General features: G+C 63.0%; 10 protein-coding genes and 2 pseudogenes. 4 read left to right on the plus strand and 8 right to left on the minus strand.

The genetic code is table 11. The annotated features are described in order from the left end of the window. Positions 1-706: 706 nt before the first annotated feature. The 3 genes and pseudogenes from OOJ09_RS00005 to OOJ09_RS00015 all read right to left on the minus strand — a co-directional run bounded on the left by OOJ09_RS00005 (position 707) and on the right by OOJ09_RS00015 (position 2,713). Positions 707-1,233 (minus strand): annotated as a pseudogene (locus OOJ09_RS00005) (transglutaminase-like cysteine peptidase). Between the two features lie 288 nt (positions 1,234-1,521). Next, positions 1,522-1,878: a hypothetical protein gene (locus tag OOJ09_RS32045; RefSeq protein ID WP_420107489.1), complete on the minus strand. Its 357-nt coding sequence runs from the start codon at positions 1,876-1,878 to the stop codon at positions 1,522-1,524. A 166-nt stretch (positions 1,879-2,044) separates the two neighbouring features. Then, complete coding sequence (locus OOJ09_RS00015; protein WP_269903219.1) at positions 2,045-2,713, minus strand: YjbE family putative metal transport protein; 669 nt, start codon at positions 2,711-2,713, stop codon at positions 2,045-2,047. A gap of 182 nt (positions 2,714-2,895) precedes the next feature. On the opposite strand from OOJ09_RS00015, the pseudogene OOJ09_RS00020 reads away from it, so the two are divergent. Together OOJ09_RS00020 and OOJ09_RS00025 are read left to right on the plus strand one after the other, a co-directional pair. Beyond that, positions 2,896-3,297 (plus strand): annotated as a pseudogene (locus tag OOJ09_RS00020) (N-alpha-acetyl diaminobutyric acid deacetylase DoeB); the annotation flags it as partial. A gap of 442 nt (positions 3,298-3,739) precedes the next feature. Further along, positions 3,740-3,994 (plus strand): DUF768 domain-containing protein, encoded by a 255-nt coding sequence (locus tag OOJ09_RS00025; protein ID WP_091586006.1) that lies wholly within the window; start codon positions 3,740-3,742, stop codon positions 3,992-3,994. A 73-nt stretch (positions 3,995-4,067) separates the two neighbouring features. Here OOJ09_RS00025 and OOJ09_RS00030 read toward each other — a convergent pair whose 3' ends face one another. Further along, positions 4,068-5,186, minus strand: a complete 1,119-nt coding sequence (locus tag OOJ09_RS00030) for a P1 family peptidase (RefSeq protein WP_269903220.1) — start codon at positions 5,184-5,186, stop codon at positions 4,068-4,070. A 4-nt stretch (positions 5,187-5,190) separates the two neighbouring features. Beyond that, entirely contained in the window at positions 5,191-6,756 is a 1,566-nt protein-coding gene (gene xseA / locus OOJ09_RS00035) for an exodeoxyribonuclease VII large subunit (protein ID WP_269903221.1), read from the minus strand. Positions 6,757-6,861: 105 nt separating this feature from the next. Between xseA and OOJ09_RS00040 the strand changes: the two genes are divergently transcribed. Further along, on the plus strand, positions 6,862-9,072 hold the full coding sequence (locus OOJ09_RS00040) for an EAL domain-containing protein (protein ID WP_269903222.1): 2,211 nt from the start codon (positions 6,862-6,864) through the stop codon (positions 9,070-9,072). A gap of 5 nt (positions 9,073-9,077) precedes the next feature. Here OOJ09_RS00040 and OOJ09_RS00045 read toward each other — a convergent pair whose 3' ends face one another. After that, complete coding sequence (locus OOJ09_RS00045; protein ID WP_269903223.1) at positions 9,078-10,034, minus strand: LysR substrate-binding domain-containing protein; 957 nt, start codon at positions 10,032-10,034, stop codon at positions 9,078-9,080. A 274-nt stretch (positions 10,035-10,308) separates the two neighbouring features. On the opposite strand from OOJ09_RS00045, the gene OOJ09_RS00050 reads away from it, so the two are divergent. Next, positions 10,309-10,599 carry a DUF1127 domain-containing protein gene (locus OOJ09_RS00050; protein ID WP_269903224.1) on the plus strand — a complete coding sequence of 97 codons (291 nt, stop codon included), beginning with the start codon at positions 10,309-10,311 and terminating at the stop codon, positions 10,597-10,599. Between the two features lie 172 nt (positions 10,600-10,771). Here the strand turns inward: OOJ09_RS00050 and OOJ09_RS00055 are convergent, their stop codons facing one another. Next, entirely contained in the window at positions 10,772-11,779 is a 1,008-nt protein-coding gene (locus OOJ09_RS00055; protein WP_269903225.1) for a DUF937 domain-containing protein, read from the minus strand. Between the two features lie 91 nt (positions 11,780-11,870). Continuing rightward, complete coding sequence (locus OOJ09_RS00060; RefSeq protein ID WP_269903226.1) at positions 11,871-13,244, minus strand: glutamate--cysteine ligase; 1,374 nt, start codon at positions 13,242-13,244, stop codon at positions 11,871-11,873. Position 13,245 lies beyond the last annotated feature (1 nt).

Here is a 13,245-nt window from a genome sequence, read left to right on the forward strand (position 1 = left end):
ACATTCATCCTAATGGGCAAACAGGCCGGACCAGCTAATCCAAAAGTGGAGTCTTGGCCGGGATACCCGCAAAAATGCGGCCGCACGCAATTCTGGCTGTTTATAGCTGCCGCAATCCCGAGGGCAACCAGTGCATCGAAGTGATGCGAAACCACCAGCGTGCGAGCGCATTGGCACTGCGATCCATCGACGTTCAAAGACTGCGTGGATGCGGCAGGAGGCTGGCAGCGGGATTTGAGGCGAAAGGACGGTCGCCAGCAATTGCGCGGGCGTTCTGGAGGAAGCCCCGTGCGGAGGATCTGGAATACCTCCCCGCGTGACCACGGGCGGTCGCTCTGCAACCAGGTCTTTTTTGCGGGAAGAACGTCTCCCTCACAATCGTTCTACAGGTCTGATGGGCGATGGGGTTAGAAAAATGTCTCGAAATGACGCGGAACTATGCGCTCGGGCGAGTGCACGCGGCATCACGATCTATCAGCGTTCAAAGACAGTGTGGATTGCGGCGGGAAGCTATCGGGGGCGGGATTTTGAAGTGAAAGGACGGTCTCCGGCAATCGCTCTCGCATTCTGGGTGGAAGCCGCTCGGTATAGAGGCTCGGGAATATAAAGCAGTCCAGGCCCCGTTGGACGGAAATTGGTCGCGCCCAGTTCGGAACTCTTGCCTCACACAGAGCAGTGAAGTCGGATGCAAGTAACTCGAAAGCCGTTAAGAGCTGATCCGCACCCACTTCCCGCTGGCGGACTGGGATTGGCGGGCAAAATAATGGTACGAAGTGCGTGACCAGTCCCTGATCACACTGCCACGGTTGTCCAGGATCAAGTCTCCCTTGTCGGTTCGCACCGTGAGCACCGTGTGACCCTCGCCGCCGAGCGTCGCGACCGTCAGGAGCAAGGCGGAAGCTGGCCATCCACGCTTCAAAAGCTCGCTCTTCTTCAGGATCGCAATATCCTCGCAGTCGCCCTGTTTGGTCGGCACGCGCCAATCGTCGACGCTGCCCGCCGTGACGAGGTCGCTACGCTCCTCGATCCGGCGATTGACGGAGGTGTTCACGGCTTCGAGTTCGGCCTTGCGTGCCGGCGTCAGCGTCACCAGCTTGACCTGCCCGTCGGTGCTGCAGAGTCTTGGGTGGCTGGTGCAGAAAACGCGAGCGGCCGGCGAGGGAATGCATACCCCTTTGTGACCATCATCGCATTGGTTGTCTGCATGGTTTCACTGCAACCGGTTGCCACCATGGCTAAGGCAACAAGCGTAGCGAAACGTACCACGTACCGTCTCCTTTAGTTGTCAACTCAACGAACAAGCCTCGCACAATGTGGTAAATCAATCCTTAAAAAGGTATTCTCGACCAATATACATAACAATATGTTACCGAATTGTAGAAATTGGTTGATAGCGCCTTGGTTTGGGGCCATGTGCGCTTTCCGTTGGAGGAAGAAATGCTACGATATCGGGCTTGGAGGGGAAGGACTCATTCGATCTTGCTCATTTCATCTGCTTCTTTGGCCATGAATTGGGCGAGTTCAACAGCAGCACAGGACAGTATTCGGCCGCGGCTGACAGCAGCCCAATGCCAACCACTTACCGACGCCAACTATGCGCGGTGTTGTATCGCGATCAATCGCAGGAGTATCCTTTCGTCGGACCAAATTGAACAATGCCCACCCCTCACAACTTCGCTGATAGCGGCAACGCTTGCACGTCTGGGTGACAACACCGTTCCCGGCGCTGGAGATGATTCCAGCGCCGGTGATATCGGAGGCAAGAGCGGCGACACCGGTGGCAAGGGCGGTGATTCCGGTGGCAAGGGTGGCGACACCGGCGGCAAGGGTGGCGATTCCGGCGGCAAGGGCGGCGATTCCGGCGGTAAAGGTGGCGATTCCGGCGGCGGTTCCGGCAACTAGGCTCCGGGGGTTGCCGAAGCGCCTGCTGGGGGTATCACTTCACGTCCAGCCTCCGCACGAATCCGTGTTTTGCCTCGGCGAAGCTGCGCTCCAATACGGCCGGTTGAAGATCCGGGGGCCGCCGAGGCCCCCGGAAGTCGGTCTAGGCCGATGCGGCCTTCGAAAAAAGCGTTCTGTAATCGAGCGCCTTCAACTGCCCGACGCCGTCCAGCACCATGCTGCCCGCGACATAGACAATGACCGCAAGGCCGAGCCAGCCGATCCAGCGGTATCTGGCCAGCAGCGCCGCCACCAGCGTCGAGGCGACCGCCATCAGGACCACCGACAGGATGAGACCGAAGATCAGCGCATCCATGTCGTCGCTTGCCGCGCCGGCCACGGCGAGCACATTGTCCAGCGACATCGAAACGTCGGCGACAATGATCTGAATGATCGCTGTGCGTAGCGCCTTGGCCGGTCGTTTCGCCACAAGGCTGGCCGTGTCGGGATCGACGTCCATGCCGTTTCCGCCATCGGCATCGCCGGCGGATCGCAATTCCTCGAACATGTTCCAGCAGACCCAGAACAGCAGCAGGCCGCCGACGAGCATGATGCCTGGGATTTCCAGCAATTGCACCGCCACCACGGCAAAGACGATACGGATCACCGCTGCCGCGGCAATGCCGGCCACGATCGCCTTCTGGCGCAGGTCTCTTGCCAGGCCGGCCGCCGCCATGCCGATCGCCACGACATTGTCGCCCGAGAGAACGAGATTGATGGTGATGACTTCCAGATAGGCTGCGATCGTCGCCTGGTCGATCTCAAACGGCATCAGGCAAGCTCCGCTGGGGTAAGCAGCAGGCCCATCGCCGGCATTGCTCGAAAAAACAGCGGCATGCCGGCCGGGCTCGTCAAGAAAATCAGCAGCAATGTGACGTCCCCCGCCCGACGGCGTCCAGCAAGATGGCTGGATCGTACCATGGATATGGTGCTTTGCGTCCGAGAAGAAGGGCCACTGCCGCCGAGGAGATGGGGAAACTGTTCATCACCGCCGAACTGGGCGGCGGCGGCACTTCGCATACGCATACCGTGCGGATCGCGCGGCGCGGCGGGCTCAACGCTGCGCCATGCGGGCATCGTCACCGGCGCGGTCGAGACGAGCCCGATGCAATGGCTCGACATGCCGTCGGGTGACTGTTTCTCTTCGCCGAGGATAACGGCGTGATCGAGACTATGGTCGATCTTGGCGAACCCGTCGAAGAAGATAAGGTGCTGGCGCGGGTTCATTCCGTCGACCGTACCGGTGTTGCGTCCCAGGAGATCCGGGCAAAGATGTCGGGCCTGCTGGCGGCGCGACATTTCCCCGGCCTGGTGAAGGCCGGCGATTGCGCGGGCGTGGTGGCTGTGGAAGTCTGACGATTCCGCGGGGGATTCCTTGTCTTGCATCCTTCGCGGAGCCCTCTGACGTGGCGGAAAGAAGCAGGATGGCGAGCGGAGTCGACATTGCATGAGGAAGTCACTATATAGCGGCGGCTTCGACCCGCGTGCCTGAAGGCAGTGCCCCCGGAGCAACTGTGAATGTGTTATGTGTTGCGCCATCTTTTGTGACGAAATCGGCTCGGAAACCGGAAAAAGCAAATAGAAACAGTGGCGCAAGCTGGGGCGACCCCAGCCAACGGTACCGACCCCACCAGAATCAGAAAATGTTCTTGACCCCTCGATTTCCTATGGCTCTGTGGACCTTGGACGGCATCGGCTTGCCGGGCGGCCACGACTCGGCTGGAATGGGGGCATGCATCCTTCGCCGGATGCCGACGTTTATGATTACCAACCGGCTTTGCCGCCAGGGAACAGCAGTATGAGTGAACACGCGATCGAGTTCTTGCGGGGATGGATCGGCGAAAAGGTCCAGTGCCAGCCGTCCCAGGCCAGGATCGAGAAGCAGGCCGAGACGCTGGCCAAGGAATGCGCCGCCAAGGCGGCGGAAGTCGGCATTCCCTTGGAGGACATCCAGGAGGAAGTCGGCGACATTCAGGAACTGATAGCTTCCCGGCTCGAGGAAGCGGCCGAGGCCGACGAAAACCAGCAGGCATCCAGCAAAGCCGCGGAATGACTGTCTAGACTTAGGGGCGACACTGGTCTTGAAACGCGGGTCCATTCGGCCCGCGTCTTTGTCTCGGCTGTCCTCAGCCAAACGTCTCTTTCAGCCACGTCTTCGGCAGCGCAGGGACGAAATTGCCGTCACGCCCGGTCATGTCGTCATTGGCGACCAATGCGTTGAGGATCGCTTCCTCCACACTCTGGATCACCGCATCGAAAAACGGATCGATGTCAGTGTCCGGGATGAAATCAGCGCTGGCGATCCGGCCTGACGGAGCCAGCGCAGCGGCAGGATTGGCGGTCGAGAAGGCGAGAAAAATGTCGCCGGAACTGTGATAGCCGAAGCCGCCGGTCATGGCGACGCCGAGCGGCACGCGCCGCGCCAAGCGCTTCATCTGATGCGGCAGGAACGGCGCGTCGGTGGCAATGATGGCGATGATCGAACCCTTTTCAGCGCGCGGCGTACCCTCGTGGATCGCCGGTTCGGCAAGCTCGGGCCCGGCGCGCAGGCCGCGAACCGTGAAATTATGCCGTTTGCCGAAATTCGACTGCACGAAGGCGCCGACCGTATAGCAGCGGCCGTGCCATTCGACGACGCGCGATGCGGTGCCGGAACCGGCCTTGAAGCCGAAGGTGATCATGCCGGTGCCGCCACCGACGCTGCCTTCCTCGATCGGGCCGCTGGCCGCGCCGTCAAGCGCCTGGCCGACATGCTCTGATGTCAGATGGTAGCCGTTGATATCGTTGAGGAAACCGTCGTAGGTCTCCGCCGCCACCGGCAGGCCCCAGGCGCTGTCGAGGGCCGCCGGCAGCACCTGGCTCATCCAGCGCAGCGTGCCGTCGCGTGAGACACCGCAGGAATGCGTGTTGGTGATGGTGACCGGGAAATTGAAAGCGCCGGTTTCCTCGACGATGTGCGAGCCGGTCAGCTCGCCATTGCCGTTCTGGCTGAAGATGCCGGCAAAGACCGGCGTGGCAAGATCGGCGCGCGGCCTGGGCAGTATCGCGGTCACGCCGGTGCGCACCGGTCCCTGGCCGACGACAAGCGCGCCATCGCCGGAAATCAGCGTCGCATAACCGACCGCGACGCCGGGCACGTCGGTGATCGCATTGAACGGTCCGGGCGTCCCGTCGAAGCCGATGCCGAAGCTTCGCGCGCGCGGTTTGCCGGAAGGTGTTGCCAGATGGTGCGGATTGTCGGTCATGGCCTCAGAACAGCGATCCCTGATTGCCGGGCTCCCTGGCCTTGGCCGCTGGCTTGGCCACCGCTTTCGGTTTGGCCGCGCCGCCGGTCGCGACCGCATCCGCGGTGCCGTCGGCGAATTCCAGCGAAAGCGCCATCCCCGACGTCACGTCGGCCGCCTGCTTGATCACCGCGCCGTCGGCGTCCTTCACCAGGGCGAAGCCGCGCGCCAGAACGGCCTTGTGCGAAAGCGTGGTCAGCAGGCGCTCGGCCTGGCTCAGTTGTCCGCGCAGGCGCTCCAACCGCACGGAAATGACACGATCTTGCCGGCGCGCCAGCGCCGTCAGCATGTCTCCCTGCAGTTTCTGGCGCCGTGCGATCGGTGCCGGCGACAGCCGCGTCGCGGTGCGCGAAAATCGCGCGCGGCGCTCGCGTACGATGGCGAAGAACGCCGCCTGCGCGCGGGCGAGGTCGCGGCCGGTCAGCGTGCGGGCTTCGTTGATGCGCCGCGACAGCGTGGCCGGTGTCAGCCTTTGGCCCTGAAGCCGTGCCCGCTTGCGGTCGACGCTGACGGACAGGGCCCGGCCGAGCCGGCTCGTCGCTTCGTCGAGGCGTCGGCGCGGCAGCGCCAGCAATTGGTCGGGCGAGGGCAGCGCGCGGGCGGCGGCGCGGACTGCCTGCCGCTTGCGTTCGAAATTGCGCGACACTGCCGCCTTGAGCCGCGCGCCAAGACTGGCAAGCGTCGCCTCGAGGTCGGCCTTCACCGGCACGGCTATTTCGGCCGCACCCGTCGGTGTCGGCGCCCGCACATCGGCGACGAGGTCGATCAGCGTCCAGTCGGTCTCGTGGCCGACGGCCGAGATCACCGGAATGCCGGAGGCGGCGACGGCGCAGGCGAGCGCCTCGTCGTTGAACCCCCAGAGGTCTTCGAGGCTGCCGCCGCCGCGCGCCACGATCAACAGGTCCGGGCGCTGAATGGCCCCATCCCAGGCCAGCGCGTTGAAGCCGTTGACGGCGGCGGCCACTTCCGCGCCTGACGTCTCGCCCTGCACGCGCACCGGCCAGACCAGGACATGCAATGGAAAGCGATCCTTGATCCGGTGGATGATGTCGCGGATGACGGACCCTGTCGGCGAGGTGACGACGCCGATGACGCGCGGCATGAATGGCAGCAACTGCTTGCGACCGCTGTCGAACAGGCCCTCGGCCTGCAGCCGGCGCTTGCGTTCTTCCAGCAGCGCCATCAGCGCTCCGGCGCCGGCGGGCTCCAGATTGTCGATGACGATCTGGTAGTTGGACTTGCCGGGATAGGTGGTGAGCTTGCCGGTGGCGATCACTTCCATCCCCTCCTCGGGGCGGAATTTCAGCCGGCTCATCGTGCCCTTCCACACCACCGCGTCGAGCCGGGCGCGGTCGTCCTTCAGCGCGAAATAGGCATGGCCGGACGAATGCGGCCCGCGATAGCCGGATATTTCGCCGCGCACCCGCACATTGCCGAAGACGTCCTCGACCGTGCGCTTCAGCGCGCCGGAAATCTCGCTCACCGTGTATTCGGTGGCGTTGGTGCGTGATTCGGATGCTGCCTCGCTCATCGCCCGATTGGGCGATGGTTGGGCGTCTGCGTCAAGGCACCTTTCATAACGCGATCTTAAGCCTGGTTTGATTGAGTTGGATCTAAAGGAACTGGCTAAGGACGTATGAGCGCAGGCGCACACCGCAGCCCACTGACATACCAGGTTACGCTGACGGTGCTGGTGCTCGCCGCCTTGGCACTGCTGATGGTCGTCGGTCTTGGCTCTTACGCGATGGTCCAGGCCGACCGCACCTCGCTTGAGCGACAAAAGATATTCTTCGCCAACGGCTTGCAGGATCAGATTGCCGCCGTCGAACGCGAGCAGGAAAGTGTCACGGTCTGGGACGATTCCGTCTCCAACGCCAAGGCCAACAATCAGACCTGGATGGTCGAAAACCTCAGCGTCTGGATGTATTCCTATTACGGCCACAATCGAGTCTATGTGCTGGACGAAGCCAACCGGCCGATCCACGCGATGCGCGAAGGGCAAGTGGTGGCACCAGCCGCCTATGGCGAGGACGAGCCTGCTCTGCTGCCCACCATTGAAAAGCTGCGCCGGCTGATTGCCCAACCGGCGAAAGAGAACGCATCCGGCGGGCCGCTCAAATTGGTCGCCGAGGATCTAGTGTCGCTTGACGGAAGGCCTGCCATCCTCAGTGTCATGCCGCTGGTGCCGAGTTCGGACCGTGTCTTTCAGGCGCCGGGAAGCGAGTATCTGCATGTCTCGGCTGAATTCATCGATGATGCCGTCGTCGGCAGGATCGCCGAGAAATACCTGCTCGATGGCGCGCACCTGCTGCCATTGTCGCAACCGGTCGGCTCTGCCTCCATTCCGCTAGTCGATTCCCGTGGTGTCATTCTCGGCTATGTCGGGTGGGATCAGGAGCGTCCTGGCCTGACACTCGTGCGCAAGGCCGGTCCGGCTCTGATCCTCGCGGTTTTGGTCGCCGCGAGCGTGCTGGCGTTCCTGTTGCGTCGTCTGCGCCGCGCATCGTCGGCCCTGCAGATCAGTCAGAGCCAGGCCCAGTATCTCGCCTTTCACGATACCCTCACCGGTCTACCCAACCGGGCCCTGTTCGAGGACCGGCTGCGTCGCGTGTTGCTGACGGCCAACCACGACGGCGTGAAGGTGGCGCTGCTCTATCTCGATATCGATCGGTTCAAGCATGTCAACGATACGCTCGGCCATCCCGCCGGCGACGAGCTCGTGCGCCAGACCGCCTCGCGGCTACAGCAGACAATTCGCGAAGTCGATACGGTGGCCCGGCTCGGCGGTGACGAATTCGCCATCATCCTCATCGATGTCCGCGACGTTCGGGATGCCGAGGATATGTCGGAGCGCCTGCAGCAGAAATTCCAGCTACCCTTCAGCCTGATGGACGATCAGGTTTTTGTCAGCGCCAGCATCGGTATCGCCTTGTCGACGGCCCCCGAGACCGATGCCGATGACCTGCTGCGCAGGGCCGACATCGCTCTGTATGAAGCCAAGAGGAATGGCCGTGGTCGCTACCAGGTCTTCGCCGGCGACATGGACGATCTGTTGCTGCGCAAGCGCAAGGTCGAAAGCGAACTTCGCAACGCCTTGGCCGGTGGCGGCGGCATCAAGCTGACATATCAGCCGATCTTTGCCGCCGACGGCAGGACTATCCTCGGTGCTGAAGCGCTTGTGCGCTGGACGCACGAAGTCCACGGCGCATTGCCGACACAGCAGTTCATCGCCATTGCCGAAGAGCGCGGCATGATCGGCGAACTCGGCAAATGGGCGCTGCTCGAAGCCTGCCGCTTTGCAGCCGGGACACGCTTGCCGTGGGTGGCCGTCAATGTTTCACCCTTGCAGTTGCGCGATGTCGGATTTGCCGAACAGGTCGCCTCGATCCTTGCCGAGACCGGGCTGGCGCCGGGGCGCCTGCAACTCGAGATCACCGAAAGCGTGTTGCTCGAAAACAACGACACGACCCTCACTGCCCTGGCAAAGCTACGCAGGTTGGGGATCAGTGTGGTGCTCGATGATTTTGGTACCGGCTATTCCTCACTGGGTTATCTGCGCCGTCATGCCATCGACAAGCTGAAGATCGACCGTTCATTCGTTCGTCTTCTCGACGAGGACAGCAGCGCTACCGCCATCGTCAGGGCATTGATCGACCTTGCGATTGCTCTCGATGTCGAGGTGACCGCGGAGGGCGTCGAGACGGAAGTGCAGAAAGCCCTGCTCGTCGGCATGGGTTGTCACCAACTGCAAGGCTATCTTCTGGCCCCGCCACTGGAACCGTTCCAGTTGCTGGGTCTCCCCGGTCTCTCGCTCGGTCAGAACGAGCCAGCCCCGGTCCGGGCGTAGCCTGCCTACCAGCCCGGCAGGATCTGGTTCGGCTTGGTCCGCTTCATCTTGGCGAAGGCGAGGGCCGCGAAGTCGAATGTGCCGGTCTCTTCGCCCAGCGGCACGGAGATGTTGTCCAGGCTTTCCGAAATATGGCGGGCGAGCGCGTCGACGATCTCCGGTCGCGATGTCTGGCCGCGCATGATGCCGATGCGGCAATCGGGCAGGGCGCCGAAGCCGTCGGCTTCGCCCAGCACCCGCATGCCGGGCCTGAGCGCGCATTCCGGCAGCACCGAGATCGCCAGGCCCGAAAGCACCGCTGCGGTGATGACGGTTGCCGAGAAACTGGTGAACAGGATGCGATAGTCGCGGTTCTGCCTGTCGAGCACGTCGACAGCGGCGCGCCGCCAGATGCAGTTCGGCCGGCCAAAGGCCATCGGCAACGTCTGCTGCTCGTGCGTTGCATGGTTGGCCGAGGTGACCCACAGCAGCGGCTCGCGCCGCACCACTTCCGACTGGCCGCGCGTGTCGTTGTGCGTCACCAGCGCCAGATCGAGATTGCCGCGCTTGATATGTTCGACCAGCCCCGGCGTCGGTTCGCAGATGACGGTCAGTTCGACGCGCGGATTGGAGCGCGTGAACCGCGCCATGATCTCGGGCAGGAAACGATCGGCATAGTCGTCGGGCGTGCCGATGCGGATCGTGCCTTCCAGCCGCTGGTCATCGAAGGCCGCCAGCGTTTCGCGGTTGAGATAGAGCAGCCGCCGCGCGTAGGAGAGCAGCTTGTCGCCTTCCTCGGTCAGCTTGTTGGTGCGCCCATCCTTCTCGAACAGCGGCTTGCCGATCCGCTCTTCCAGCCGGCGCATCTGCATCGATACCGCCGACTGGGTCCGGTGCACCTCTTCGGCCGCCCGGGTAAAGCTGCCTGTGTCGGCAATCGAGATGAAGGTCTGCAACTGATCGAGATCGAGCGGCGCTTTCATCGGTCCAATCCATCACTAGTGTTGATGCTAAAGATTAGAAACATTCGTTGGATTAATCAATCGGGCGATGGCAAATTGCCGATGTCCACATGAAGGCATGTGATTGGGACCGGAACGGTCGCTGTAGCCAGCGCTGATCGCCTGGTTTCGTCCGCCCCTACGGCGCTGCGCGTCCTTTGGACGCGCAAAGGACGCTGTAGCACTTTGATTTTGCGCATGATCCTTTTCCGAACCTTCGGTTCGGGGTCATGCGGCGGTCTGAAGGAGGCCGATAATGACCACGTTCGATTTCGCCACCGAGACCTCGCGCATCACCTCGCGTCCGGCCGTTGCGACGCGCCTGGCAAACACCGTCTCCAACGCCTACCGCGCCTGGAAAAACCGCCGCGCCTTCTATCGCCTCGGCGAAATGTCGGATGCCGAACTCGCCGATATCGGCCTGACGCGCGCCGACCTCCATGTCGCCATTGACGCGCCGTTTGGCCGCGACCCGACGGCGATCTTGCGCGAAATCGCAAGCGATCGCGTCGAGACGATCGAGGATATCGCCCGCAAGGCGGCCTGACCGGCTGAGTTCCGGTCCAGTTGAACCTTTTCAGGGTTCAGCGCGACCAAGGTTCTGCAGGCTCCCCACTCCCTGCCGGTTCCCCGCCGGCCTGCCTGCACGTTGCCCGGTCCTCCCAAGGACCGGGCTTTTCTTTTTCTGCGTTGCCGAAGACCGGCCGTTGGCTTGCCGGCTACCGCCGGTCCATATCGCGCTTGAACTGGTCGAAGATCGTTTCCACGCCCTTCTGGTACTCGTCGCGCTGCTGGGCGCCGGTTTCGAACATCTTGCCGAACAGATCGTCGAACGGGTTCCTCGGCCGGCCGCTCGGGTTGGTCTGCGGCTGCGGTGCCTGAGGTTGCGGTGCCGGCTGTCCGCCGGGCGTGCCGAAGCCGCCGCCACCACCTTGCCGCAGCATCTCCTCGAAGATTTTCCCCAGCGGGTTGTCGCCGTAGGGGCTCTGCGTCTGTTGAGGCTGCGGTTGCGCCCGGCCTTGCGGCTGTGGCGCGCCGCCGCCGAACATGTCCTGCAGCACCTTGCCGAGCGGATTGTCGCCATAGGGATTGGGTGCCGGTTGCGGCTGGCTTTGCGGCTGCGGCGTCCCGCCGCCGAACATGTCCTGCAAAACCTTGCCGAACGGATTGTCCATCGGATTCTGAGGCTGTGGGGCTGGGGCCTGCATGCCTACACCTTGCCGCATCATCTGCTCGATGATCTCGCCGAGCGGATTGCCGCCGCCACCGAAACCGCCTGCGGCCTGCATCTGGCCCCCCGTCAACTGGTTCGTCGTCTGCTTGAACAGTCCGCCCATCACCATCGAGGCGATCGCTGGCAGCATCTGCTGCAGGATCTGCTGGCTGACGCCGCTCGCCTGCGCCGCCTGGCTGGCCACGGCGCGCGACAGGTCCTTCGAGCCGAACAGATGCCCCAATATGCCGTTGCCCTCGTTGACGCCTTGTGGCGAGAAGGCTCGCGTTGCGTCCTCGAAATACTTGGCGTGCTGGCCACTCGCCATCGCCGTCATGAAGGCGCCGAGCCCATAGGGATCCGCGGTGTTGCGTTGCAGTCCCTGCGAGAAGGCCGGCAGCAATGCGGCAACCGCCGCCTGCGTCTGTTGCATCGAAAGCCCGTATTGCTGGGCAAGCGCCTGCATGCCGCTGCCATTCTGGGCCTGCGCCAACATGTCGAACAAGGTAGGCATCGGCTTCTCCTCCGGGAAATCCTCGGCGGAGAGCCTAATTCGTTTCGATGCCCGGTTGAAGCGACTTTTGCCGCTCCCTAACGCGCAGGGGTCAATAGGCGTATTCCATGAACACCGGTTCGATCGAACCGCCCCAGCGTGTGTGAAAGGCGGAGAGCAGTTCCTCGGCGCTGGTGGTGCCGCGCGCGACCACTTCGTCCAAAGTGTTGAGGAACGATGTCTCGTCATAGCCGTCGCGGTTCTTCTTGCCGCGGTTCTTGAGACCCATGCGCGAGATGACCAGCACGTCACGCGCGATCTCGCGCAGCGTGGTGTTGCGGAAGGGCGCGGAAATGGCTTGTTCCGGCACGGCATTGCGCATCGCCAGCACTTCTTCATATGTCCAGCTAGAGGTCAGTGCCTCGGCGGCATCGAGCGCTGCCTCGTCATAGAGCAGCCCGACCCAGAACGCCGGCAGCGCGCAGATGCGCCGCCACGGTCCGCCGTCGGCGCCGCGCATTTCCAGAAACCGCTTCAACCGCACGTCGGGGAACAGCGTCGACAGATGGTTCGCCCAGTCGCCCATCGTCGGCAGCCCGTCCGGCACTTCGTTGCGCGCGGCACCGGCCATGAACTGACGGAAGGTGATGTGAGTCATGTCGTGATAATGGCCGTCGCGAATGACGAAATACATCGGCACGTCGAGCGCCCATTCGACATAGTCGGCAAAGCCGAAATCGGGTGAGAAGCAGAATTCGAGCAGGCCCGAGCGCTGGTTGTCGGTGTCGCGCCAGATGTCGCCGCGCCAGCTTTGCAATCCGTTCGGGCGGCTCTCGGTGAACGGCGAATTGGCGAACAGTGCCGTCGACAGCGGCTGCAGCTTCAGCGACACCTGCATTTTGCGCCGCATGTCGGCCTCGCTCTCGAAGTCGAGATTCACCTGGATCGTGCAGGTGCGGTACATCATGTCCAGGCCCTTGCTGCCGACCTTGGGCATGTAGCGCGTCATGATCTCGTAGCGCGACTTCGGCATTTTCGGGGTCTCGGCCAGCGACCATTTCGGGCTGCCGCCAAGGCCAAGAAAGCGGATGCCCATCGGTTCGGCGATCTCGCGCACTTGCGCCAGATGCGCATTGCCCTCGCGACAGGTTTGGTGGATCGTCTCCAGCGGCGCGCCGGACAATTCGAACTGGCCACCGGGCTCCAGCGAGATCGCACCCTGGCCTGTGGGCTCGACCAGGCCGATGATGCGGCCGTCGTCGATGATCGGATCCCAGCCGAGCTTTTCCTGCATGCCTTCGAGGATGGCGCGGATGCCGCGCTCGCCGCCATAGGGCACAGGCGCGTTGCCGTCGACATAGAACGGGAATTTCTCGTGCTCGGTGCCGATGCGCCACTTGTCGCGCGGTTTGTTGCCTTCGGCCAGGTGCTCGACGAGTTCGTCGATGCCTTCGATGGGCCTGAAATCGGTTGTGTCGCGCGCCATG

The organism is Mesorhizobium qingshengii (assembly GCF_027563465.1).
Classification (GTDB): Bacteria; Pseudomonadota; Alphaproteobacteria; order Rhizobiales; family Rhizobiaceae; genus Mesorhizobium; species Mesorhizobium qingshengii_A.

Coding starts and splice junctions, on each gene's coding strand:
- OOJ09_RS00055 (WP_269903225.1), bottom strand. CDS start 11,779: ATGCCTACCTTGTTCGACATGTTGGCGCAGGCCCAGAATGGCAGCGGC.
- OOJ09_RS00030 (WP_269903220.1), bottom strand. CDS start 5,186: ATGACCGACAATCCGCACCATCTGGCAACACCTTCCGGCAAACCGCGC.
- xseA (WP_269903221.1), bottom strand. CDS start 6,756: ATGAGCGAGGCAGCATCCGAATCACGCACCAACGCCACCGAATACACG.
- OOJ09_RS00040 (WP_269903222.1), top strand. CDS start 6,862: ATGAGCGCAGGCGCACACCGCAGCCCACTGACATACCAGGTTACGCTG.
- OOJ09_RS00050 (WP_269903224.1), top strand. CDS start 10,309: ATGACCACGTTCGATTTCGCCACCGAGACCTCGCGCATCACCTCGCGT.
- OOJ09_RS00045 (WP_269903223.1), bottom strand. CDS start 10,034: ATGAAAGCGCCGCTCGATCTCGATCAGTTGCAGACCTTCATCTCGATT.
- OOJ09_RS00015 (WP_269903219.1), bottom strand. CDS start 2,713: ATGCCGTTTGAGATCGACCAGGCGACGATCGCAGCCTATCTGGAAGTC.
- OOJ09_RS00025 (WP_091586006.1), top strand. CDS start 3,740: ATGAGTGAACACGCGATCGAGTTCTTGCGGGGATGGATCGGCGAAAAG.
- OOJ09_RS00060 (WP_269903226.1), bottom strand. CDS start 13,244: ATGGCGCGCGACACAACCGATTTCAGGCCCATCGAAGGCATCGACGAA.